Raw genomic sequence first — 23,578 nt, 5'->3', positions numbered from 1 at the left:
TGTGAGTCGGCGGCCCCGCCGGTGGCGGTACCGTACCTGCGTGACCGCACGTCGACTGCTCCTGCTCAACGGGCCGAACCTGAATCTGCTCGGCACCCGGCAGCCCGAGGTGTACGGGACGACCACTCTCGCCCAGATCGAGGCGAGAGTCAGCGAGGTGGCCGCCGACCACGACCTGAAGGTGCGTGCGGTGCAGAGCAACCACGAGGGCGAACTCGTCGACGCCATCCAGGCGGCCCGCGACGACTGCGTGGCGATCGTGATCAACCCGGCGGCCTACAGCCACACCTCGATCGCGATCGCCGACGCGTTGCGATCGGTCGGATTGCCGGTGGCCGAGGTGCATTTGAGCAACATCCATGCGCGTGAACAGTTCCGGCACCACTCCCATGTGTCGGCGGTGGCCGACATGGTGATCGCCGGTGCCGGTCCGCTCGGCTACGAGATGGCGGTCCGCTATCTGGCGGACCGGCTCGCGCCGTGACGCCGGCACCGGTGCGCATCGCCGGCGGGATCGCGGGTCTGCAGGGCGCGCTCGCCTTGGTGGCGGCCATCGTGCTCGTCGTGCGGGAAGCCGCCGGACACCACGAGGACGCGATCAGTGGCTACGGCACCGCCGTGTGGTTCGCGATCATGGGGTCGGCCGTCGCGGCCGCGGGCTGGGCGCTGGTGACCGGGCGGCGGTGGGGACGCGGCATCGCGGTGTTCGCCAACCTCGTCCTGTTGGGCGTGGCCTGGTACGTGTTCAGCTCCGGCCAACTCGGCTATGCGATAGCGGTGGCGGCCGCGTCGATCGCCGTGCTGGCGCTGTTGTTCAGCCCAGCTGGTCTGGCCTGGTTCACTCAATCGGATTCGGATGCCAGCGCCGACAGTTCGGGGCCCGACACCCGATAGGTGATCCACTCGCTCTGCGGACGCCCGCCCACCGCGTCGTAGAGGGCGATGGCGTTGGAGTTCCAGTCCAGCACCGCCCAGGTGAGACGGGTGTAGCCGTGGTCGACGCATTCGCGCGCCAAGGCCGAGAGCAGTCGGCGCGCCAACCCTCGTCGCCGAAATGCCGGACGGACGAACAGGTCTTCGAGGTAGACGCCGGCCACGCCGTCCCAGGTCGAGAAGTTCCGAAACCACAGCGCGCCGCCGGCAGCCTGACCGTCGACCTCGGCCAGCAGGCCGTAGACCACCGGGTCGTCGCCGAAAAGCGCGCTCCGGAGCTGGGTTTCGGTGACGGTGCACTCGGCTGACGCACGTTCGAAGTCGGCCAGCTCATGGATCATCGCGGTCAGCTCGGTCTCGTCGCCCGGTCGCACCGCCCGGATCACCTCACTCATCGCGCACTCCCAACGCCGCCAGTATGGTCTTGAATTTCGTTGTGGTCTCTGCCAACTCGTCGTCGGGATCGGACTCGGCGACGATGCCGCCACCGGAATGAGCCACCGCCGAGCGGCGGTCGGCGGACAGCTGCGCGCAGCGGATGGACACCACCCAGCGGCCGTCGCCACGCTGATCGCACCAGCCCACGGCACCCGCGTAGAAGCCGCGATCGCCTTCGAGTTCGGTGATCAGTTCCGTCGCCGCGGCGGTCGGGGAGCCGCCGACGGCCGGGGTGGGATGCAGGGCGATCGCCAGATCCAGCGCCGTCGTCGCCGTCTCGCGCAACAGGCCGGTGATCGGGGTGTAGAGATGCCACACCGCGGCGGTCTTGGCCAACTGCGGCCGCTCGGCGATCTGCAGGTCGGTGCACAGCGGGTCGAGCGCGTCACGCAACGCTTCGACCACGAGCTGGTGCTCATGCCGGTTCTTGGTCGAATTCGCCAATGCTGCACCGCTTTCCGCGTCGGCGTCGGGATCGGCGAGTCGGGGTGCCGAGCCCGCGAAGGGCCGGCACATCACCTGCTGGCCGCGGCGCGCCACCAGCAGTTCGGGGCTCGCCCCGATCAGCGCCGTGCCGGAGTGACCCTCGCCCGCCGCGGACAGGTCGACGAGGTATTTGACCGCCTGCGCGTCGTTGCCGGTGAGCCGGTGCAGCAGCGTCCGTGCGTCCAGCGGTCCCTCAGCGCTGACGGTCAACGCCCGCGCGAGCACCACCTTGTGCAGCGCCGTCGCCGGATCGGCGAGGCGCGCGACGGCGACCGCGACACGGCGGCGGTGCTCCTCGGCGTCGGGCGTGGTCGCGGTGATGCGCGCCGGCGGGAGTTCGCGCAGTGGCCACGCGGGCAGATCGGGGGAGAAGCGGATCGTCTGAGGCCGCATCAGCGCCGCCGGCTGGCTCAGATCGAACGGCAACGCCCCGACGATGATCGGTGCGCTGTGCGACGCGAGCGCGGCCCGTGCGTCGGCGATCCGGGGAAAGGCGGTGTGCACGCCGTCGGCCACCACCACCTCGTCGGGTCCGGCGAGGACGAACGTCGGCTCACGGGTCACGTGGAGACGGCCGGGTCGGGGCGGCCGGTCAGGCCGAGCGAGGTGAGCTGACGCACCCCGTGCTCGAAGCCGCACACCGCGATCGACACGGCCGGCATCGCGAAGCGGATGCCTTCATAGACGGGCTGTTCGATCCAGCGGGTGATCACCGCGCGGGAGAAATGACCGTGGCCCACGAACACGACGTCGCGGCTCTCCATGTGCTCGAGCGCCACCGCGATCGCCCGGTCGGCGCGCTCGCAGACCGCGGCCGTGGTCTCGCCGCCGGGGCAGCCGTGCGTCCACACCAACCAGTTCGGCACCGCTTTGCGGATCTCCTCTGTCGTGGTGCCCTCGTAGTCGCCGTAGTCCCACTCCCTGATCAGCTCGTTGACCTCGTCGACGTGCAGCCCCGCGAGCTCGGCGGTGGTGCGGGCGCGCACCCGGGGGCTGCTGATCACCAAGGGGTTCTGCAGGCGCAGTTGGGTGACGGTTTCGGCGGCGGCCGCGGCCTGCGCGCGCCCGTGCTCGGTGAGCTCGAGTTCCGTCCGCCCGGTGTGCTTACCGGATTTCGACCATTCGGTCTCGCCGTGGCGAAGCAGGATCAGCCGGTGTTGCAGAAGAGCCACGTGTCCGATTCTGCCGCACGGTCGGATTTGCGCCGCACGAGCGGTACCACCGAACGGCGCGGTCGGGGCAGGCCGTGCCAAGATGGGTGCTGTGACGCGGGTATTGGCGATCGCCAATCAAAAGGGTGGGGTCGCCAAGACGACGACGGTGGCGTCGCTGGGCGCGGCGATGGTCGAGATGGGCAAGCGAGTGCTGCTCGTCGACCTCGATCCGCAGGGCTGTCTGACGTTCTCGCTGGGACAGGACCCCGACAAACTCGCGGTCTCGGTGCACGAGGTGCTCCTCGGCGACGTGGAGCCCGACGCCGCGCTGGTCGACACCGCGGAGGGCATGACGCTGCTGCCGGCCAACATCGACCTCGCCGGCGCGGAGGCCATGCTGTTGATGCGTGCCGGTCGCGAGTACGCCCTCAAGCGGGCGCTGGCCAAGCTGGCGGACCGCTTCGATGTGGTGATCATCGACTGCCCGCCGTCGCTGGGGGTGCTGACGCTCAACGGCCTCACCGCGGCCGACGAGGTCGTGGTCCCGCTGCAGTGCGAGACGCTGGCGCACCGGGGCGTGGGGCAGTTCCTGCGCACCATCAACGACGTGCAACAGATCACGAACGCCGACCTGAAGCTGCTGGGCGCGCTGCCCACGCTCTACGACTCCCGGACCACCCACAGCCGTGACGTGCTGTTCGACGTCGCCGACCGCTACGGGTTGCCGGTGCTTGCGCCGCCGATCCCACGCACCGTGCGCTTCGCCGAGGCCAGCGCATCGGGGTCGTCGGTGCTGACGGGTCGCAAGAACAAGGGCGCGATGGCCTACCGGGAGTTCGCCGAGTCGCTGCTCAAGCACTGGAAGAACGGCAAATCGCTCGCGACGTTCACCCCGGAGCTCTAGTCGGCAGGGCCCTACCCCGACAGGGCGACGATCTCGTCGCCCCTCTGCTCCACCAGCACCGATCCCGCGACCGCCGGCACCACCGGCCCGCTGACCGGTGGCCGCTGCAACGCGATGTGGCGCTCACCCGCGCCGCTCACCGGATCGAAGACGTCATAGCCGGTGGTCACCGGCACGAGCAGGCGGCCCGCCATGACGGTCGCCGGCCCCACCGGCTTGTCGGGTCCTGACGCGGCGACGGTGTAGCGGTAGCGGAAGCCGTTGGCGGAGAACACCATCACCGCGTCGCCGGTCCACCACGTGATCAGGTCTCCGACGCGTGACATCGTCGCGTCCGGCGACGGTGTGCCAGCGACCACGGTGCTGTCGATGGTCGCGCCGGTTTCGTCGACGATGTCGAGTCGAGGCTTCGGCGTGGGCACGTACAACGCCGTCGTGGTGTCTGACACCGCGACCACGCGCGCACCGGTGCCGTCGGCCACGCCCTTCTGCGGCACGTACTTGAGCTCGGGGGTGTCCTCTTCATCCGACGGGCGAAGCAGCGTCAACCGCAGATCGGGCTGGTCGGGGCACGCTTCGAGCACGGAGACCGCCGACGAACTCGCCGCGGCCGAGGTGAAGCGGCACTGCGAGGAGGCCGGCTTGCCGGGGTTGAGCGGTGCGTCGAGCGCCCCGTAGCTGAGCATCCGCACCAGGTCCGAACGCCACATCTCCAGCCTGGTGTCCCCGGCCGACAGCACGGTGGTGCCGTCGCCGGACAGCGTCACGTGCTTGTCCGCATAGCTGGTCCGGGTCGGCCCCCGCATCCCGGTGCGGGCGTCCACGGCGGTGACCTGCCCGCATCCCCGCACGTCAGGGTAGACGGCCACCGCATAGTTGTAGACCCAGGTGACCCCGCACAGGTCGAGGTCGCGGGTGTAGCTCCACAGGCTGTCACCGGTGGCAGGGTCGCGGCCTTGCATGGTGCGGCCGTCGCCGGTGACCACCGCGCCGGCGACGACGAGCGGCTGGCTGGTCCGGGCACTCGGCGCGGTCCACAGTTGGCGCAGTGCGTCCGGGACGGCGGTGGCGGGGGTGAGGGTGGGCACCGGCGTCGCCGCAGGCGTGCTGATCGTGGCTCTGGCGTCACTGGTCCACCAGACGATCGCGGCGACGAGGGCGACGACGGCGGCGATCGCCACGGCCGCCACCACATCTGCCCGGGTGCGGCGCTCGGGTCTGACCATGCGGCGCTAGTTGGCGGCCGCGGCCTTGTTCGGCCGGCGCCGGCGCCGCCGCCGCGGAGCCCGCGTGGCTTCATCGGCGTCGGTCTGCTGTGTCTGACCGTCAGCCGGCTGTTCGGCCGTCTCGGGGTGGGAGCCGACGGGCTGGCCGCCGCGGGTGCGACGACGGCTGCGGTTGCGGGCCGGCCGCTCGGTGCGCTCGCGGGGTTCACGGGCTTCGCGCTTGGGCTTGTCGCCGGCGCGGGTGGATTTGCCGATCGAGCCGCCGGCGTCGGTCGGGATGTTCAGCTCTTCGTACAGATGCGGTGAGCTCGAGTAGGTTTCGGCGGGATCGGGGGTCTCCAGTCCGAGCGCCTTGTCGATCATCGACCAGCGGGGCAGTTCGTCCCAGTCGACCAGGGTCACGGCGATGCCCGTCTTGCCGGCGCGGCCGGTGCGACCGATCCGGTGCACGTAGGCCTGCTCGTCCTCGGGGATCTGGAAGTTGATCACGTGGGTGATGTCGTCGATGTCGATACCGCGCGCCGCGACGTCGGTGGCGACGAGCACGTCGACGTCACCGGTGCGAAACGACTTCAGCGCCTTCTCGCGGGCGCCCTGACCGAGATCGCCGTGCACGGCGCCGACCTTGAAACCGCGCTCGGCGAGTTCGTCGGCCACCTTCTGGGCGGTGCGCTTGGTGCGGGTGAAGATCATCGTCGCGCCGCGGCCCTCCGCCTGCAGGATGCGACTGACCATCTCGACTTTGTCCAGCGCGTGCGCCCGGTAGGCGAACTGCTCGGTGGTGTCGTGGGTGGCGGACCCCTGAACGCCCTCGGCGCGGATGTGGGTCGGCTGGTTCATGAACGTGCGGGCCAGCGTGATGATCGGGTCCGGCATCGTGGCCGAGAAGAGCATCGCCTGACGCTGGGCGGGGATCTGCTTGAGGATGCGCTCGATGTCGGGCAGGAAGCCCAGGTCCAGCATCTCGTCGGCCTCGTCGAGGACCAGTGTGGACAGGCCGCCGAGCTGCAGGTGACCCTGCTGGGCGAGATCGAGAAGGCGACCCGGGGTGCCGACGACGACGTCGACGCCCTTCTGCAGCGCCTCGATCTGTGGCTCGTAGGGCCGCCCGCCGTAGATCGCCGTGACGGTCAGCTTGCGGGTGTCGTCGGCCTGCAGGTACTTCGAGGCGCCGACGAGATCTTCGTAGACCTGAATGCACAGCTCACGGGTGGGCACCACGACGAGGGCCCGGGGAATGCCGGTCAGCGGGCGCTCGGTGTCGGTGGTGATCCGGTGCAGCAGCGGCACGCCGAAGGCGAACGTCTTGCCCATACCGGTACGGGCCTGGCCGATCAGGTCATCGCCGGCCAGGGCCAGCGGCAGCGTCAGCTCCTGGATCGCGAAGGCGTGTTCGATGCCGTTCTCGGCGAGGGCGCGCACGATCTCGTCGCGCACCCCCAGCTCGGCGAACGTCGGAGTGGGATGCGGGGTAACGGGTGTCATAGAGGGAGAGACCTTTCACTTGTCATCTCATGCGTTGTCACGCGCGCACGAGTTGAGCAAGTGAACTTCGCTCCGGCCCTGCTCTGTCGGGGCGGGCCAGGCGGTAACTCGAGACTGTGCACGCACATTGCCACGGTGCCTGCGGCGTGTCACACGCCAGCCCTGACCTGTATCGATCGGTCGGCCGATCCGCCGACACCGGAACCCATGGTAGCTGGTCGGCCGGTACTCAGTCACATTCACGGGTGCGGTGTGCACGCCGTCTACAGTTGCACCCATGACTTCCACGCCGCCGGCGGCTTCTGCATCTGCCCCCGCAGCGCGGCCGAGCGCCGCGGCCGCGGCGCTGCCTGCCGATCATCCCGGTGTCGTCGAATTGTTCGCTCTGCTGGCATACGGCGAGGTCGCAGCGTTCTACCGGCTCACCGAGGAAGCGCGGATGGCGCCGAACCTGCGGGGCCGGATCAACATGGCCAGCATGGCCGCTGCGGAGATGAACCACTACGAGGTCCTGCGCGACGAGCTGGAACGCCGCGGGGTGGACGTGGTGCCCGCGATGACGCGCTACGCCTCGGCGTTGGAGAACTATCACCGGCTGACGACGCCGAGCACCTGGCTCGAGGCCTTGGTCAAGACCTATGTCGGTGACGCGCTGGCGGCCGACTTCTACCTCGAGATCGCGGACGCGATGCCCGGCGCGGTGGCCGACGTCATCAGGTCCGTGCTGTCGGAGACCGGCCATTCTCAGTTCGTGGTGGCCGAGGTGAGGGCCGCGGTGACAGCCAGCGACCGGCAGCGGCACCGACTGGCGCTGTGGTCGCGGCGGCTCCTCGGTGAGGCGATCACCCAGGCCCAGTACGTGCTGGCCGACCACGACGAGCTCGTCGAGTTGGTGATGTCGGCAGGCGGGTTGTCGCAGATCACCGAGTTCTTCGACCGCCTTCAGAAGACCCACAGCACCCGCATGCAGGAGCTGGGGCTGGCCTGAGGCGGGTCAGCGGGTGCAGTTGGTGATGATCGAATTGCCGTTCTGCGCCGCGATCACCGCACCGTTCGCATCCAGCACCTCGCAGTTCAACTGACCGGTGACGCTGGTGCCGGTGACCGAACTGAGCGTCACCCCGGGGTCCAGCGTGATGGTCTTGGACCAGGGCAGTGCGACGTTCACGTCGGTCTGCAGCGCGCCCTGGGCGTCGGTGTAGATGACGGTGACCAGGTCGAGAAGGCCCTTGGTGCCGGTGATCCGGTAGGTGACGGTTCCGGGGGCCGCCGACGGCGGCGGGGGAGCGGCCTGTGGTGCGGGCAGCAGCGGCGCACCTGGCGCGGGCACCGGCGCCTGGGCGGACGGTGTCGGGGTGATCGTGGTGACGGTCTCGGCCGGTAGCGAGGGCTGCAGGGGTCGTGCCGGTGCAGCGATACGTGGCGTGGTCGACGGAGCGGGGGCCGACGTGGTGGCGGTGGTGTCCTGAGGGCTGTCCGACGCGACGGTCGCCGACACCGACCCGCTGTCTCCGCCGCCGAGGATCATGCTGGCCATGATCACGGCGATGAACAGGACTGCTCCGGCCGTACCGGCGATCCACATCCAGCGCCGGTCGATGTGCGCTTCGTCGAGGTAGTCCTCGTAATCGGCGTCGTAGTCCTGGTCGTAGTCGGCGTCGTAGTCCTGGCCGAAGTCACCGTCGCGGTGGTCGCGCGGATACACATCGGTGTCGAGGTCGGCGCCGTAGCCGGCATGGTCGCCGTGGTCGGCGCTGTAGCGGCCGTGGTCCCGGTCGTAGCGGCTGCGCGTGCGCGGGCTACGGGTGCGCTCGGTCGGCGTCAGGGCGTACGGCGATGGTGCGGTGTATGGCCTGTTCATCCCAGCTGTCCCAGTCGTTGCTTGCGTTGCGGGGCCGATGCTACGAAGGCACGAGTGACGGATGGGGCTGACGCGCCTGCTGTGGCGGTCACGGTCGGGACTCGGTTCGGTCGCTGCACCGTTGTAGAACGGCCGCGTTCGCTGACCGCGTAGGTCCCGGGCACGCACACCGAACGCGTCGTCCACTAGCCTCCTGGGGAGAGATTCGACGACAGAAGGGTTCCACTGTGGAGGTCAAGATCGGTGTCACCGACAGCCCGCGCGAGCTGATCGTCAACAGCGCGCAGACGCCGGCCGAGGTGGAGAAACTGGTCACCGACGCGCTGGAGTCGGGATCGGGCGTGCTGGCCCTCACCGACGAGAAGGGGCGGCGCTACCTGGTGCAGGCAGCGCGCATCGCCTACGTCGAGATCGGTGCCGCGGACGCGCGCCGGGTCGGATTCGGTGTGGGCGCGGTCGGCGCAGAGGTGACGCGGACCGCCGGCTGACGCCGGGCGGCGGTCAGGAGCGCGTCAAAGGGACGTGCGACAGGCCGCCCCAGATGAACGCGACGGTGCCTTCGACGGCATCGTCCTTCGCGATCGGACGCTCGTTGTTGAGCCAGTAGCGCGCCGAATCGACGCTGATGCTCACGAGGCCGACGGCGATCATCCGCGCGCGGTGCGGCTCGAGCCCGGAATCGTGGCTGATCAGGTCGAACACCGCGTCGGTGCACGCCTCGGTGGCCACCTTCACCTGAGCCGCGACCTGCGGCTCGGTGACATAGTCGTTCTCGAAGATCAGCCGGTATCCCTGGCTGTCGTGCTCGATGAAGTCGAAGAACGCCTCCACTGCCGCGCGCACCCGCTGCCGGTTGTCGGTCGTGGTGCGCAGCGCCTGCCGCACCCCGGAGACGAGATTGTCGACGTGTCGCTGCAGCACCGCGAGGTACAGCTCCACCTTCGACGTGAAGTGCTGGTAGAGCACGGGTTTGCTGACGCCGGCCCGCTCGGCGATCTCGTCCATGCCCGCCGCGTGGTAGCCACGGTCGACGAAGACTTCGCTCGCCGCGATCAGCAGCTGGCCGCGACGCTCGTCGCGGGGCAGGCGGTTGCCGCGCCTGGCTGTGCCGGCGCTGGGTGGCCCCGTACCGCTGGCCGGCTGCCCACCGCGCCGTTGCGCCGTTCGGGCGAGTTCGCTCATCAGATCCTCGAGTTCTCCTGCCGACGGTGATGCCGTCGTGAGTGCGGTTCCGACGAACATTACTACCGTTAGCTGCTCGCAGACGGGAGGACGTCGACCGGCAGCAGGCGCGCCGACGGCGCCCCCCGCGCAACCTGTGTCATCCTGTTTCGGTGACCTACGACCCGGGGAATCGCGGGAACGGTCGCGTTCCCGTGCTCCGCGACGAGTGGCGCGAACCGCTGCGCGCGCAGCGTGATCCGCTGGCAGAGGACTCCGGACGGGCCCGGTCCAATCGCGACGACCACCAGCGCTGGCGCAAGCAGACGTGGCTGGGACGGTTCGTCTCCACCTACGGGTGGCGTGCCTACGCGTTACCGCTGCTCATCGCGCTGACGGCCGTCGTCGTCTATCAGACCATCACCGGTGCCAGCGTGGCCCCGCCGGTGGCCGAGGACGACGGCCCGGTGCAGGGGCCGCCGACGATCGGCATGGCCAGCACCGCGATCGTGGGCGCCCCGCCCAAGGGGCTGACGCAGTTCGACGCCAATCTGCCGACCGGCATCCTGCCCCAAGGCGGCCCGTTCACCGAGGCCGGTGCGCGCACCTGGCATGTCGTGCCCGGCACCACTCCGCAGGTCGGCGAGGGTACGAGCAAGGTGTTCAGCTACACCGTCGAGGTCGAAGACGGCGTCGACACCACGTCCTTCGGCGGCGACGACGGCTTCGCCCGGATGGTCAGCGAAACGCTGGCCAACCCGAAGAGTTGGACCCACAACCCCCAGTTCGGGTTCGTTCGGGTCGACGACACCTCCGGTGTGCAGCCGGACTTCCGGGTGTCGCTGACCTCGCCGATGACCGTGCGGGAAGGCTGCGGCTACGACATCCAGCTCGAGGCGTCCTGCTACAACCCGGCCTACGAGGGCCAGCCGCGCGTCTTCATCAACGAGGCGCGCTGGGTGCGCGGTGCGGTGCCGTTCCAGGGCGACATCGGCTCCTACCGGCAGTACGTCATCAACCACGAGGTCGGTCACGCGATCGGCTACCCGCGCCACGAGCAGTGCGCGGTCAGTGGCGAACTCGCGCCGGTGATGATGCAGCAGACCTTCTCGACCAGCAACGACGATGCCGCGCGCTTCGACCCCGGTACCGTCACCCCCGACGGGAAGACCTGCCGGTTCAACCCGTGGCCCTATCCGATCGCCTAGGCACCGCGAGCGCGCGCGTCTGCACGCCGACGCGCCGGGAAACCCGTCCCTGGGCGCGCGCTCATCGGCGCTGACCGCGCGGGAAGCGTCGGGGCCTCGTTGCTGTTGCACCCTCTACCTGTTTCGATGGGTCTTGAAAGCCAACCAAGGAGAGTCCGGTGTCCTCACCGCTGCCACCGCTGGTCGAGCCAGCCGCTGAACTGACCCGCGACGAGGTCGCTCGCTACAGCCGCCACCTGATCATTCCCGACCTCGGCCTGGACGGTCAGAAGAGGCTGAAGAACGCGCGGGTGCTGGTCATCGGCGCCGGTGGACTCGGCTCGCCGACGCTGCTCTACCTCGCCGCCGCCGGGGTCGGCACGATCGGCATCGTCGAGTTCGACGTCGTCGACGAATCCAACCTGCAGCGCCAGATCATCCACGGCCAGTCCGACATCGGCCGGTCCAAGGCGGAGAGCGCCAAGGACTCGATCCTCGAGGTGAACCCCCTGGTCGAGGTGATCCTTCACGAGGTGCGCCTCGAATCGGAGAACGCGGTCGAGATCTTCAGCGACTACGACCTCATCCTCGACGGCACCGACAACTTCGCGACCCGCTACCTGGTCAACGACGCCGCCGTGCTCGCCGGCAAGCCGTACGTGTGGGGATCGATCTACCGCTTCGAAGGCCAGGTGTCGGTGTTCTGGGAGGATGCCCCCGACGGTCTGGGCCTCAACTACCGCGATCTCTACCCCGAGCCCCCGCCACCGGGGATGGTCCCGTCGTGTGCCGAGGGTGGGGTGCTGGGCATCCTGTGCGCCTCGATCGCCTCGGTCATGGGCACCGAAGCCATCAAGTTGATCACCGGGATCGGTGAACCCCTGCTGGGCCGGCTGATGGTCTACGACGCGCTGGACATGACCTATCGGACGATCAAGATCCGCAAGGATCCCGCGACGCCGAAGATCACCGAGCTGATCGACTACGAGGAGTTCTGCGGCGTGGTCTCCGATGCGGCCGCCGAGGCTGCTGCTGAGTCGACGATCACCCCGCGCGAACTGGCCGAGCTGCTCGACTCCGGGAAGCCGTTGGCGCTGATCGACGTTCGCGAACCCGTCGAGTGGGAGATCAACCACATCGACGGCGCGCAGCTGATCCCCAAGGGCGCCTTCGAATCCGGTGAGGCGCTGTCGAAGCTGACCGTCGACCGCACACCGGTGTTCTACTGCAAGACCGGGGTGCGCTCGGCGGAGGTCCTGGCGATCGTCAAGAAGGCCGGTTTCTCGGATGCGATGCACGTCCAGGGCGGAATCGTGGCGTGGGGCAAGCAACTCGAACCCGACATGGTGATGTACTAACGCGGGGTTGGCGGCCGCGGCAATTACGCTGATGCGGTGACCTTCGAGCGCCCACCCGAGCATGTCCTCACGGCCTTCGGGCTGTCCGGAGTGCAGCCGGTGCCGCTCGGGTCCAGCTGGGAAGGCGGCTGGCGCTGCGGCGAAGTGGTGCTGTCGATGGTGGCCGACCATGCCCGCGCCGCCTGGTCGGCGAAAGTACGGGAGACCTTGTTCGTCGACGGCATCCGGCTCGCCCGGCCGGTGCGCTCCACCGATGGGCGCTACGTCGTCGCCGGGTGGCGCGCCGACACCTACGTCGCGGGCACGCCGGAACCGCGCCACGACGAGGTCGTGTCGGCCGCGGTCCGGCTGCACGAGGCCACCGCGACGCTGGAGCGGCCGCGCTTCCTGACGCAGCCGCCCGTGGCGCCCTGGGCGGATGTGGATGTCTTCATCGCCGCCGACCGTGCGGCGTGGGAGGAACGCCCCCTGCACTCGCTGCCGCCCGGTGCCCGCGTGGCGCCCGGGACGGCGGACGGGCAGAAGTCCGTCGACCTGATCAACCAGCTCGCCTCGCTGCGTAGGCCGACGAAGAGCCCGAGCCAGCTGGTGCACGGAGATCTCTACGGCACAGTGCTTTTCGCCGGTACCGCAGCGCCCGGCATCACCGACATCACCCCCTACTGGCGGCCGCCCGCCTGGGCCGCGGGCGTCGTGGTCGTCGACGCGCTGTCGTGGGGTGAGGCCGACGACGCGTTGATCGAACGCTGGGAGGCGCTACCGGAGTGGCCGCAGATGTTGTTGCGGGCCTTGATGTTCCGCCTCGCCGTGCATGCGCTGCATCCGCGGTCGACGGCGGCTGCCTTCCCGGGCTTGGCGCGTACCGCTGCGCTGGTTCGCCTCGCGGTGTGATTCTTCGTCTCGAAAGTGCTCTGGCGGTAGCTCCAGCGCGAGGATCACTACCGTTATTGCACTCTCGAGTTCGCTAGAACGTGTGGCGATGGTTCGCCAGGGCGATGCGACCGTCGACGGCGAGCACCCCTTCGGCGCGCAGCCGGGCGAGTTGACGCGTAGCCAGGTGTGCCGCGGGGCGGCCGGAGGCGCGAATCACCCGGTGCCACGGCAGATCCGACGAGTCGGTGCGCATGATCCAGGCGACGATGCGTGGACTGGACAGATCGGCGGCCACGGCGAGGTCACCGTAGGTGGTCACCGATCCGGCGGGCACCGATGCCACGAGCGCGCGGACGGCCTCCACCTGCGCGTCGGTGATCGCCGCCATGTCAGCCCAGCAGGTCTGCGATCAGCGCCGCCGTCTCCGCCGGCATGGCCAACGGCACCATGTGGTCGCAATCCCATTCCAGCACAGTCAGATTGGGACCCAGTCCCGCGTCGAGCGTGGCGATCAGCTCGTCGGTGGCGTACGGCGGTTCGGTACGGAGCGCACGCACCAGCGTCGTGGGGGTGCCGTCGCGCGGGATCGGCACCGGCCGGGTGAGCTCACTCCAGTAGGACAGCATCGCGGGAATGCTGATGCGCCAGCCGACGCGGCCGTTCGGCAGGTCCACCAGGTGCTCGTCGAGTTCGCGATCGAGTTCGGCCTGATCGACCTCCCCCCACGAGCCGCCGGTCTTCTCGTCCCGGGCCTCGGCGCGGTCGGTGTAGTCGGGCGAGGCGAACATGTCGTCGGCCACCTCGCGCATCCATCGGCCGTCGAGAGCCACTGCGGGGTCGAGCAGGACCAGGCCGGTCACCAGGTCCGGCCGCGTCGCAGCCAGATTCAACGCCACCGCACCGCCGAACGAATGACCGGCCACCACCACCGGTTCGCCGCCCTCGGCGTCGAGAAGCGCTGCCAGTGCGCTGACGTTCGCCTCGATGGACCACGGCGCATCCCACGACGAGCGGCCATGGCCGAGGAGATCGGGTGCCAGCACTGGAACCTCGGGAAGATGCCGCTCGAACAGGGTCTCCCACCGCTTACCGTGCCCAGTGAGGCCGTGGATCGCCAGAACCCGGGGACGTGACCCCGGTCCGAATCGATACGTGCACAACAGTTCGCTCACCCCTCGATGCTGCCATCGATGCCGGTCGGCGCACCAGCGAGGGCCGTTTGTCAGACCCTCGTGATGTAGTGCGTCCATGTCTGCGCCGCACACCGAGTTGACCCGCGAGGCACTGACCCGTCCCGGGGTGCGGGGCACGGTTCGGCTGCTCGGCGGCCCCGGCACCGGAAAGACGACGGCGCTGGTCGAGACCGCGGCGGCCCACCTGGCGGCAGGCCGCGACGCCGAATCGGTCCTGTTGCTCACCGGCTCGTCGCGATTGAGCGCCAATGCGCGCGCCACCATCACCGCCAAGGTCCTCGCCGCGGGGGAGCAGACCGTCATCCGGGAACCCCTGGTGCGCACCGTGCACTCCTATGCGTTCGCTGTGCTGCGGCTCGCCGCTGCGCGTTCCGGCGGTGCCCCGCCGCGGTTGATCACCGGTGCCGAGCAGGACGGCATCATCCGTGAATTGCTCGCCGGTGATCTCGAGGACGGCGACGCGTCGCCGGTACGCTGGCCCGAGCGGCTGCGGCCGGCACTGGGGACGGTAGGTTTCGCCGTCGAGCTGCGGGACCTGATGGCCCGCTGCAACGAACGCGGCGTCGATCCTGTTGCGCTGCAACGCCTCGGACGGCGGGCCCAACGCCCGGAGTGGCAGGCGGCCGGTCGGTTCGCTCAGGCCTACGAGCAGATCATGCTGTTGCGTGCCGCCGTCGGCATGGCGGCTCCGCAGGCCACGGTGCCGGCACTGGGGGCTGCCGAACTCGTGGGTGCCGCCCTCGAGGCGCTCGCAGCTGACGCCGAACTGCTGGCCGCCGAACGGGCGCGGGTGCGGCTTCTCCTGGTCGATGACGCACAACACCTCGACCCGCAGGCGGCGCAGCTGGTGCAGGTGCTGGCCGCCGGCACCGAGCTCTGCGTGATCGCCGGCGATCCGAATCAGACGGTGTTCGGTTACCGCGGCGCCGATCCCGAGTTGTTGCGCACAGATACCCCCGCGATCACGCTCACGAGGTCACATCGGTGTTCGGCGTCGGTTGCGCGCGCTGTCGAGGTGCTGACCCGTCGGTTGCCGGGCGTCGGCAGCTCTGCGGCACTGGCCGGGACGGACGAGGCGGGGTCGGTGTCGGTGCGCATCGCGGCGTCCCCCCACGCCGAATGCGCGCTGATCGCCGATGCGTTGCGCCGTGCCCACCTGGTCGACGGGGTGCCGTGGTCGGACATGGCGGTGATCGTGCGGTCGGTACCCCGAACGGGTCCCGCGCTGGCCCGCGCCCTGACTGCAGCCGGGGTACCGGTGGACGGCCTGCAGGGTGATGCGCCGCTGGCCGCGGTGCCTGCCGTTCGGGCGCTGATGATCGTCTTGGAGGCGGCGGTCGACGGACTGACCGCCGAGCGGGCACAGGCCTTGGTGACGGGGCCGATCGGACGGGTCGACCCGGTGTCGCTGCGTCAATTGCGTCGAGCATTGCGGCGACGGGCGGCCGACCCCGCCGCTGACTTCGGCGACCTTCTGGTCGCGGCGCTGGTCGGCGATGGCGGTGCCCGGTCGCTCGACGGTGTACCCGACGAGCTCGGCCGCGCGCTGCGACGGGTGCGTTCCGTGCTGTCCGCTGCTCGCGAGAGCACCCGACGCAGCGGCGATCCACGACATGCGTTGTGGCAGGCCTGGAATCGCAGCGGCCTACAGCGGCGCTGGCTGGCAGCGAGCGAGCGGGGTGGTCCGGTGGCTGAACAGGCCGACCGCGATCTGGATGCGGTGACTGCTCTGTTCGATGTCGCCGAGCAGTATGTCGAGCGTACCGCCGGAGCGTCTCTGCGCGGGCTCGTCGATCACGTCGGGGCGTTGACGCTGCCGCCGACCCGCCCCGATTCCCGACCGCCGACCGACACGGTCGCGGTGCTCAGCGCCCACGCAGCGCTGGGCCGCGAATGGGATGTCGTGGTCGTCGCCGGTCTTCAGGAAGGCTTGTGGCCGAACGTGGCTGCACGCGGCGGGATTCTGGGAACCCAGCAGCTCGTCGACGTCCTCGACGGTGTCGCCGATCCCGCCGACCGCACGCTGTCCGGGCGGGCACCTCTGCTGGCCGAGGAGCGGCGTCTGCTCATCGCCGCGGTGGGCCGCGCGCGCCGTCGGCTTCTGGTCACGGCCGTCGACAGTGACGCCGGTGATGCCGCTCTACTGCCGTCGCCGTTCTGTCACGAACTCGCCGCGGTGGCCACCGACGAGGACGCCGAGACGGGGGTGCCGGTGCGCGCCCCGCGGGTACTGGCCACCAATGCAGTGGTGGGCCGCTTGCGAGCAGTGGTGTGCGCCTCACCGGAGGACACCGCAGAGAAGCACCGGGCCTGTGCTGCAACCCAATTGGCACGCCTCGCCGAGGCAGGCGTGCACGGGGCGGCCCCGGAGTCCTGGTACGGTCTGCGGGAGATCTCCACCCGCGCGCCGCTCTGGGACGGTACCGACGACGCCGTCACGCTGTCGCCGTCGACGGTGCAGATGCTGCTGGACTGTCCGCTGCGGTGGCTGGTCGAACGGCACGGCGGCGGCTCGGTGCGCGACGTGCGTTCGGCGTTGGGTTCGCTGGTGCACGCGCTGGTGGCCGATCCCGCCGTCGCCGAGGCTCATCTGCACACCGAGCTCCGACGGATCTGGGCGGCGCTTCCGTTCGATGCGCAATGGCACGCGGACAACGAGTTCGAGCGTCACCAGGAGATGCTGAGCACGTTCACCCGCTGGCGCGCCGACACCCGCAACCGCTTCACCGAGGTCGGCACCGAGATCGCCGTCGACGGTGAGGTGGCGCCCGCCGGCGACGAACAACCCGCGGTCCGCATCCGTGGTCGCCTGGACCGACTGGAACGCGACAGCGAGGGTCGGCTCGTCGTGGTCGACATCAAGACCGGCAAGAGTCCCGCCACCAAAGACGATGCGCAGGCTCACGCCCAGCTGGCGATGTACCAGCTGGCCGTCGCCGAAGGGCTGCTGGCCGAGAGCGCCGAGCCCGGTGGTGGGCGGCTGGTGTATCTCGGCAAGACCAGCGGTGGCAGTGCCACCGAGCGGGAACAGGATGCGCTGACACCGGAAGGCCACGCGCAGTGGCGCGCTGAGGTGAGTGACGCCGCGGCCGCGACACAGGGACCGCAGTTCATCGCCCGGATCAACGACGGATGCGCGCATTGCCCGGTCGCGGCGATGTGCCCGGCCCGACAGACGACGAGTGAGGATCGATGAAGCCGCGCTACAGCCCTGCCGAATTGGCTGATGCCCTCGGTCTTTTCGCACCGACGGAGGAGCAGGCTGCCGTCATCTGCGCTCCGCCCGGCCCACTGGTCGTGATCGCCGGCGCCGGGGCGGGAAAGACCGAGACCATGGCCGCGCGGGTGGTGTGGTTGGTGGCCAACGGATTCGCCACCCCCGGCGAGGTCCTGGGACTCACCTTCACGCGCAAAGCCGCCGGGCAGCTGCTGCGTCGCGTGCGTACGCGATTGGCGCGCCTCGCAGGCGCCGGGCTGGCGCTTCCGGATGCCGCCGGCCTCGCCGACGACCCGGTCACCGTGAGCACCTACCATGCTTTCGCCGGCACGTTGCTCCGTGAGCACGGGCTGCTGCTGCCTGTTGAACCCGATGTGCGGCTGCTGGGCGAAACAGAGCTGTGGCAGTTGGCTTTTCGCGTCGTGTGCGAGTACCCGGGCCCTCTGGACACCGAGAAGTCGCCGGCGTCGATCACGGCGATGGTGTTGCGCCTGGCCGGTCAGCTCTCCGAACACCTGGTGGACACCGCCTCGCTGCGCGACACCCACGTCGAGCTCGAGCAGTTGGTGCACACGCTGCCTGCCGGCCCCTACCAACGCGATCGGGGGCCCAGCCAGTGGTTGCTGCGGATGCTCGCGACCCAGACCGAACGCAGCGCGCTGGTGCCACTGATCGACGCGCTGCACCAGCGGATGCGCGAGGAACGGGTGGTGGACTTCGGTACCCAGATGAGTGCGGCGGCCCGGTTGGCCTCACAGTTCCCCCAGGTCGGTGAGCAGCTGCGGCAGCGGTATCGCGTCGTGCTGCTCGACGAGTACCAGGACACCGGCCATGCGCAGCGGGTGGCGCTGACATCGTTGTTCGGCAACGGTGTCGACGACGGCTTGGCGCTGACCGCCGTCGGCGATCCCATCCAGTCGATCTACGGTTGGCGCGGCGCCTCGGCCACCAACCTGCCGCGATTCACCACCGATTTCCCGTTCGCCGACGGCACGCCGGCCCCGACGTTGGAGTTGCGCACGAGCTGGCGCAACCCCCCCGAGGTGCTGCACCTCGCCAATGACGTCTCCACCGAGGCGCGGCGGCGGTCGGTGTCGGTGCGCCCGTTGCTGCCCCGGCCCGATGCCGTGCCCGGACAGGTGCGGTGCGCGCTGCTCTCCGACGTGGAGGCCGAACGGGAATGGGTCGCGGGTCAGGTCGCCGAGGCGTACCGGGCAGCGACCACCGCGACGGGCGCCGCACCGACAGCGGCAGTGTTGGTGCGGCGCAACGCCGACGCGGCGCCGATGGCCGATGCGCTGGCACGACGCGGCATCGCCGCGGAGGTGGTCGGAGTGGCAGGCTTGCTCGCGGTGCCCGAGGTCGCCGACGTCGTGGCGATGCTGCGGCTGGCCGCCGACCCGACCGCAGGAGCGGCGGCGGTGCGCGTGCTGACCGGTCCGCGGTGGCGCCTCGGTGCGGCCGACCTGGTCGCCCTGTGGCGGCGCGCAGTGACGCTCGACGATGCGCCTGCGGCCGAGCGCGGCAGCGTCGACCACGTCCTGTCCCAGCTCGGACCCGACGCGGATGCGGCGTGTCTGGCCGACGCCGTGTGCGACCCGGGGCCTGCGGCGGCCTACTCGACCGACGGCTACGCCCGCATCATGGAGCTGGGCCGCGAACTCGCGGCGCTGCGGGCTCATCTCGACGGGGCGCTCACCGACCTCGTGGCCGAAGTGCGCCGGATGCTGGGCGTGGACGCCGAAGCCAGAGCCGCCCGGCCGGTGTCGGCAGGATGGTCGGGCACCGAGCATCTCGACGCTTTCGCCGATGTCGTCGCGGACTTCTCCAGTCGTTGTGGTGCAACGGTTTCCGGATTCCTGTCCTACTTGGATGCGGCCGAACAGGTCGAGAACGGGCTGGCGCCCGCCGACGTCACGGTCGCTGCAGACCGTGTGCAGATCCTCACCGTGCATGCGGCCAAGGGGCTCGAGTGGCAGATCGTGGCGGTGCCGCATCTGTCCGGTCGGGTCTTCCCGTCGACGTCGTCGCCGCGGACCTGGCTCACCGACGCCGCCGATCTGCCGCCGCTGCTGCGCGGTGATTGCGCCGCGGTGTCCGAGCTCGGCGTTCCGGTTCTCGACACGTCTCGGGTCAACGATCGGAAGTCGTTGTCGGACACGATCTCCGATCACAAGCGCAGCCTGGACCAACGGCGTGCCGATGAGGAGCGGCGGCTGCTGTACGTGGCGCTCACCCGCGCCGAACACACTCTTCTGGTGTCGGGCCACCACTGGGGCGCCACCGAGTCGAAGCCGCGCGGACCGTCGACGTTCCTCACCGAACTCAAGGCCGCGATCGACGCGGCGGCGGAAGCCGGGACACCGTGCGGAGAGGTCGACGTCTGGGCTGATGCGCCGGCCGATGGTGATCCCAATCCGCTGCGTGGCCGCGTGATCGAAGCGTCGTGGCCAGCCGATCCACTCGCGGGGCGGCGTACCCGCGTGCATCAGGGTGCCGCGTTGGTGAGCGCGGCGATGGCGGGCGAGGTGCACACGACGGCAGCAGAAGACGCGCATGGCTGGATCGCGGATGTCGATGCCCTGCTGGCTGAGCGGGAACGAGCAGCGCAGCCCGGGGTTCCGTCGTTGCCCGCACAGGTGTCGGTCAGCGCGATGGTCGATCTTGGCCGTGACCCCGAGGCGGCGGCGCGGCGGCTGCACCGGCGTCTGCCGCGGCCGCCTGCCGCGCACGCGTTGCTGGGCACCGTTTTTCACGAGTGGGTGCAGCGGTTCTATCAAGCCGAGAAGCTCTTCGATCTCGACGATCTGCCCGGCGCCGTGGATGCCGGTCGGCACGACCGCGGTGAGCTCGAGGATCTGCAATCGGCGTTCGCGGTGTCGGAATGGGCGGCCCGCACCCCGATCGACGTCGAGGTCCCGTTCGACATGATGCTAGGCGGCCGGGTCGTCCGTGGCCGTATCGACGCGGTGTTCGCCGACGAGGACGGCGGGGTGACGGTGCTGGACTGGAAGACCGGAGATCCACCCGCGACACAGGAAGAATTGCAGCACAACGCTGTTCAGCTCGCCGTCTATCGGCTCGCGTGGTCTCGGCTGCAGGGCCGCCCGCTGTCATCGGTGCGTGCGGCGTTCCACTATGTCCGGTCAGGGCAGACGATCAGCCCGCAGACGTGGCCGGACGCCGACCAACTCGCCGCGCTGCTCGCCGACCCCGAACAGGCGGGGATCGACGCAGCCTGAGCTCAGCTCTCGCGGTAGACCTTGAGCGCCTGAGTGATCATCGGTATCTGCATCGGCAGCCGCGCGATCGAGATCAGCCGCATCGGCAGCGACTTGCTCGGGTCGGTGAACCACAACCGGCACATGTTGACATTGCCGGGGAGGACGGCGATGAACAGCGCGATGGCGCTCAGCGCGCCGAATCGGCGGGTCGAGGGTGTCACCAGCAGGGCGCCCACGCCGACCTCGGCCACCCCTGAGGCCAATGTGTAGAACCGCTGGCTGCCGGGCAGTTCCTTCGGAACGATCGAGTCGAACGGCTTGGGCGCCAGGAAGTGCAGAACACCCATGCCGATCAGCCAGATGCCCATCTTGGTACCGCGTGATGACGACGCGAGCTGCTGCACTGCAGCGGGGGAAGAGGTCATGATTACATTGTGCTGGTGCGACAGCCTCACATCGTGACTGGCCCCCGTGGCTGAGGGCGCGCTGCGTCGGCGCCTCCGCCGGTTCGATCAGTCGCTGGCCGATCAGCCGGTGCACGCGTTGACCGACCGGGTGCAGATCCCGACCACGCTGGTCAGCCCGTCGAGACGCATCACCGTCCGGGTCATCTACGCACTGACAGCGCTGTTCGCCGCCGTGTTCATCGTGTACCTGGACCGCGACGGCTATCGCGATTCACAAGAGAATCCGCTGTCGTTCCTCGACTGCCTGTACTACGCCACCGTCTCGCTGTCGACCACCGGCTACGGCGACATCACCCCGATCACACCGGCCGCCCGGCTCGTCAACGTCCTGGTGATCACCCCGCTGCGGGTGGCGTTCCTGATCGTGCTGATCGGCACGACCGTCGAGACCCTCACCACGCAGTCGCGCCAGGTCTACCAAATCCAGCGCTGGAGGAGCAGAGTGCGCAACCACATCATCATCGTCGGCTACGGCACCAAGGGCCGCACTGCCGCCGCGGCGATGGTCGGCGACGAGGTCGCGCCCGCCGACATCGTCGTCGTGGACGAGGACATCGCCGCGCTGGAACGGGCCAAGAGCGCCGGGCTGGTCACCGTGCGCGGCTCCGCGACCGATTCGGAGGTGCTGCGGCTGGCCAGCGCGCAACACGCGAAGTCGATCATCGTGGCCACCAATCGCGACGACACCGCGGTTCTCGTCACCCTCACCGCCCGCGAGTTGGCGCCCAACGCCAAGATCATCGCCGCCGTCCGCGAAGCCGAGAACCAGCATCTGCTCAAGCAGTCCGGGGCCGACTCGACCGTCGTCACCTCCGAGACCGCGGGCCGGCTGCTCGGCATCGCGGTGCAGACGCCCAGTGTCGTGGAGGTCATGGAGGACCTGTTGACCCCTGACGCCGGGTTCGCGATCGCCGAGCGGGAGGTGACGCCCAAAGAGGCGGGGGGTTCGCCGCGGCACCAGGCCGACATCGTGCTGGGCGTCGTGCGCGGCGGCACGCTGATCCGCGTCGACGATCCGGAGGTCGACGCGCTCGAACTCGGCGATCGGCTGCTCTACATCCGCTCCGCGGACGCCGAGCGATGACCCTCGCCCCCTTCCCGCCCAAACCGACGTTTGGGCGAGAAAGTTCCAGAAGATCACGCCATTACGTCGAATTCGAGGCCCGATGACGAGCTTCCGCTTGCGCAACGTCCCGCTGCTGTCACGGGTGGGCGCCGACCGCGCCGACGCGCTGCGCACCGACGTCGAGGCGGCGGTCGCGGGCTGGACCGATGCGCTGCTGCTGCGCGTGGACCGTCGAAACCAGGTGTTGATCGCCGACGGCAGGGCGGTGCTGCACCGCGCCACCGATGCCGGCGACGCCCCGCCCGCCGACGCCGTGTTCCTTGGCCGGCTCGACGACGGGCGCCACGTCTGGGCGGTGCGCTCGGACCTGCAGCCCCCCGACGACCCGAACGCCGACACCCATGTGCTCGACCTCCGTCGCACCGGAGACGTGTTCGACGATGTCAGCGCGCAGCTGGTGGCAACCGCGACCGCGCTGCTGAACTGGCATGACAGCGCCCGGTTCAGCCCCGTCGACGGCTCACCCACCACCGCCGTCAAGGCCGGCTGGTCCCGGGTCAACAGCGTCACCGGTCACGAAGAGTTCCCGCGCATCGATCCGGCCGTCATCTGCCTCGTGCACGACGGCCACGACCGCGCGGTCCTGGCGCGCCAGACGGTGTGGCCGCCCCGGCTGTTCTCGATCCTCGCCGGCTTCGTCGAAGCGGGCGAGTCGTTCGAGTCCTGTGTGGTGCGCGAGATCGCCGAGGAGATCGGCCTCACGGTGACGAACGTGGAGTACCTCGGCTCGCAGCCGTGGCCGTTTCCCCGCTCGCTGATGGTCGGGTTCCACGCCCGAGCAGACCCCGAGCAGCCGTTCGCGTTCAACGACGGCGAGATCGCCGAGGCGGAATGGTTCACCCGCGCCGAGATCCGCGAGGCGCTCGATCAGGGGGATTGGAGTTCGCAGAGCGGTTCGCGGCTGCTGCTGCCCGGCTCCATCTCGATCGCCCGCGAGATCATCGAATCCTGGGCGGCGCTGGACTGACCCCGGCGACTAACTGGCGAGCTTCGCCTTGACCTGCGCACCGCTGGGATTGGTCAGCGTCGAGCCGTCGGCGAACTTCAGCGTCGGCACCACGTGGTTACCGCCGTTGACCGATCCCACGAACTCCGCCGCGGTCGGGTCCTCTTCGATGTTGACCTCGGTGAACGAGATGCCTTCGTTCTTCAGCACCTTCTTCAGGCGCACGCAGTACCCGCACCACGACGTCGTGTACATGGTCACCGCAGCAGTATCGTCAGCGCTCATAAGGCCTTCAACGTAGCTGACCCCGCGAACATGCCCCGGTGCAGCCCGCGTTTG

General features: G+C 69.6%; 23 protein-coding genes. 12 read left to right on the top strand and 11 right to left on the bottom strand.

Annotated features, from left to right (window positions below; translation table 11 throughout):
• Positions 1–40 precede the first annotated feature (40 nt).
• Both aroQ and MHN84_RS01480 read left to right on the top strand, forming a co-directional pair.
• Positions 41–484: a type II 3-dehydroquinate dehydratase gene (gene aroQ, locus MHN84_RS01485; RefSeq protein WP_241202862.1), complete on the top strand. Its 444-nt coding sequence runs from the start codon at positions 41–43 to the stop codon at positions 482–484.
• Positions 481–894 (top strand): hypothetical protein, encoded by a 414-nt coding sequence (locus tag MHN84_RS01480; protein WP_241202861.1) that lies wholly within the window; start codon positions 481–483, stop codon positions 892–894. The genes aroQ and MHN84_RS01480 overlap by 4 nt, the downstream gene beginning before the upstream one ends.
• On the opposite strand, the gene MHN84_RS01475 is transcribed toward MHN84_RS01480, so the two are convergent.
• From MHN84_RS01475 to MHN84_RS01465, 3 genes are read right to left on the bottom strand one after another with little or no spacing between them, the layout of a single operon-like run.
• Positions 843–1,328: a GNAT family N-acetyltransferase gene (locus MHN84_RS01475; protein WP_241202860.1), complete on the bottom strand. Its 486-nt coding sequence runs from the start codon at positions 1,326–1,328 to the stop codon at positions 843–845. The two genes, MHN84_RS01480 and MHN84_RS01475, sit on opposite strands and share 52 nt — an antisense overlap.
• Positions 1,321–2,421: an isochorismate synthase MenF gene (locus MHN84_RS01470; RefSeq protein WP_241202859.1), complete on the bottom strand. Its 1,101-nt coding sequence runs from the start codon at positions 2,419–2,421 to the stop codon at positions 1,321–1,323. The genes MHN84_RS01475 and MHN84_RS01470 overlap by 8 nt, the downstream gene beginning before the upstream one ends.
• Positions 2,418–3,029 carry an acid phosphatase gene (locus MHN84_RS01465; protein ID WP_241202858.1) on the bottom strand — a complete coding sequence of 204 codons (612 nt, stop codon included), beginning with the start codon at positions 3,027–3,029 and terminating at the stop codon, positions 2,418–2,420. Before MHN84_RS01465 ends, MHN84_RS01470 begins: the two co-directional genes overlap by 4 nt.
• A gap of 82 nt (positions 3,030–3,111) precedes the next feature.
• On the opposite strand from MHN84_RS01465, the gene MHN84_RS01460 reads away from it, so the two are divergent.
• Positions 3,112–3,915, top strand: coding sequence for a ParA family protein (locus MHN84_RS01460; RefSeq protein ID WP_241202857.1), 804 nt, complete (start codon positions 3,112–3,114; stop codon positions 3,913–3,915).
• Positions 3,916–3,926: 11 nt separating this feature from the next.
• Here the strand turns inward: MHN84_RS01460 and MHN84_RS01455 are convergent, their stop codons facing one another.
• Positions 3,927–5,141 carry a hypothetical protein gene (locus MHN84_RS01455; protein WP_241202856.1) on the bottom strand — a complete coding sequence of 405 codons (1,215 nt, stop codon included), beginning with the start codon at positions 5,139–5,141 and terminating at the stop codon, positions 3,927–3,929.
• A 6-nt stretch (positions 5,142–5,147) separates the two neighbouring features.
• Entirely contained in the window at positions 5,148–6,626 is a 1,479-nt protein-coding gene (locus MHN84_RS01450; protein WP_241202855.1) for a DEAD/DEAH box helicase, read from the bottom strand.
• A gap of 277 nt (positions 6,627–6,903) precedes the next feature.
• Between MHN84_RS01450 and MHN84_RS01445 the strand changes: the two genes are divergently transcribed.
• Positions 6,904–7,614 carry a ferritin-like fold-containing protein gene (locus tag MHN84_RS01445; protein WP_241202854.1) on the top strand — a complete coding sequence of 237 codons (711 nt, stop codon included), beginning with the start codon at positions 6,904–6,906 and terminating at the stop codon, positions 7,612–7,614.
• Positions 7,615–7,620: 6 nt separating this feature from the next.
• On the opposite strand, the gene MHN84_RS01440 is transcribed toward MHN84_RS01445, so the two are convergent.
• A complete protein-coding gene (locus MHN84_RS01440; protein ID WP_241202853.1) occupies positions 7,621–8,487 on the bottom strand; it encodes a hypothetical protein in 867 nt (288 codons plus the stop codon).
• A gap of 227 nt (positions 8,488–8,714) precedes the next feature.
• Here MHN84_RS01440 and MHN84_RS01435 point away from each other — a divergent pair, with 227 nt between their 5' ends.
• Positions 8,715–8,975, top strand: coding sequence for a DUF3107 domain-containing protein (locus tag MHN84_RS01435; protein WP_221355681.1), 261 nt, complete (start codon positions 8,715–8,717; stop codon positions 8,973–8,975).
• A gap of 13 nt (positions 8,976–8,988) precedes the next feature.
• Here MHN84_RS01435 and MHN84_RS01430 read toward each other — a convergent pair whose 3' ends face one another.
• Entirely contained in the window at positions 8,989–9,669 is a 681-nt protein-coding gene (locus MHN84_RS01430) for a TetR/AcrR family transcriptional regulator (protein ID WP_241202852.1), read from the bottom strand.
• A gap of 152 nt (positions 9,670–9,821) precedes the next feature.
• Between MHN84_RS01430 and MHN84_RS01425 the strand changes: the two genes are divergently transcribed.
• The 3 genes from MHN84_RS01425 (at position 9,822) to MHN84_RS01415 (ending at position 13,084) form a co-directional block, all read left to right on the top strand.
• Positions 9,822–10,856, top strand: a complete 1,035-nt coding sequence (locus MHN84_RS01425) for a DUF3152 domain-containing protein (RefSeq protein WP_241202851.1) — start codon at positions 9,822–9,824, stop codon at positions 10,854–10,856.
• 158 nt (positions 10,857–11,014) lie between these two features.
• Positions 11,015–12,193, top strand: coding sequence for an adenylyltransferase/sulfurtransferase MoeZ (gene moeZ / locus MHN84_RS01420; RefSeq protein WP_241202850.1), 1,179 nt, complete (start codon positions 11,015–11,017; stop codon positions 12,191–12,193).
• Between the two features lie 36 nt (positions 12,194–12,229).
• Positions 12,230–13,084 (top strand): TIGR02569 family protein, encoded by an 855-nt coding sequence (locus MHN84_RS01415; protein ID WP_241202849.1) that lies wholly within the window; start codon positions 12,230–12,232, stop codon positions 13,082–13,084.
• Positions 13,085–13,157: 73 nt separating this feature from the next.
• Here MHN84_RS01415 and MHN84_RS01410 read toward each other — a convergent pair whose 3' ends face one another.
• Together MHN84_RS01410 and MHN84_RS01405 are read right to left on the bottom strand one after the other, a co-directional pair.
• On the bottom strand, positions 13,158–13,454 hold the full coding sequence (locus MHN84_RS01410) for an MGMT family protein (RefSeq protein WP_241202848.1): 297 nt from the start codon (positions 13,452–13,454) through the stop codon (positions 13,158–13,160).
• A 1-nt stretch (position 13,455) separates the two neighbouring features.
• On the bottom strand, positions 13,456–14,238 hold the full coding sequence (locus MHN84_RS01405) for an alpha/beta fold hydrolase (RefSeq protein ID WP_241202847.1): 783 nt from the start codon (positions 14,236–14,238) through the stop codon (positions 13,456–13,458).
• A 76-nt stretch (positions 14,239–14,314) separates the two neighbouring features.
• On the opposite strand from MHN84_RS01405, the gene MHN84_RS01400 reads away from it, so the two are divergent.
• Complete coding sequence (locus MHN84_RS01400; RefSeq protein ID WP_241202846.1) at positions 14,315–17,455, top strand: ATP-dependent DNA helicase; 3,141 nt, start codon at positions 14,315–14,317, stop codon at positions 17,453–17,455.
• Positions 17,452–20,718: an ATP-dependent DNA helicase gene (locus MHN84_RS01395; protein WP_241202845.1), complete on the top strand. Its 3,267-nt coding sequence runs from the start codon at positions 17,452–17,454 to the stop codon at positions 20,716–20,718. Before MHN84_RS01400 ends, MHN84_RS01395 begins: the two co-directional genes overlap by 4 nt.
• A 2-nt stretch (positions 20,719–20,720) precedes the next feature.
• On the opposite strand, the gene MHN84_RS01390 is transcribed toward MHN84_RS01395, so the two are convergent.
• Positions 20,721–21,125, bottom strand: a complete 405-nt coding sequence (locus tag MHN84_RS01390; RefSeq protein WP_241202844.1) for a hypothetical protein — start codon at positions 21,123–21,125, stop codon at positions 20,721–20,723.
• Between the two features lie 46 nt (positions 21,126–21,171).
• Here MHN84_RS01390 and MHN84_RS01385 point away from each other — a divergent pair, with 46 nt between their 5' ends.
• Both MHN84_RS01385 and nudC read left to right on the top strand, forming a co-directional pair.
• Entirely contained in the window at positions 21,172–22,251 is a 1,080-nt protein-coding gene (locus tag MHN84_RS01385; protein ID WP_241202843.1) for an NAD-binding protein, read from the top strand.
• A gap of 82 nt (positions 22,252–22,333) precedes the next feature.
• Positions 22,334–23,260, top strand: coding sequence for an NAD(+) diphosphatase (nudC, locus tag MHN84_RS01380; protein WP_241202842.1), 927 nt, complete (start codon positions 22,334–22,336; stop codon positions 23,258–23,260).
• 9 nt (positions 23,261–23,269) lie between these two features.
• Here the strand turns inward: nudC and mrx1 are convergent, their stop codons facing one another.
• Entirely contained in the window at positions 23,270–23,524 is a 255-nt protein-coding gene (mrx1, locus tag MHN84_RS01375; protein WP_241202841.1) for a mycoredoxin Mrx1, read from the bottom strand.
• Positions 23,525–23,578 lie beyond the last annotated feature (54 nt).

Origin of the sequence: Mycobacterium sp. PSTR-4-N, assembly GCF_022348085.1 — a bacterium.
Lineage (GTDB): Bacteria > Actinomycetota > Actinomycetes > Mycobacteriales > Mycobacteriaceae > Mycobacterium.
Note: the sequence above shows the minus strand (reverse complement) of the source record. Positions and strands in the feature narration are given on the sequence as shown.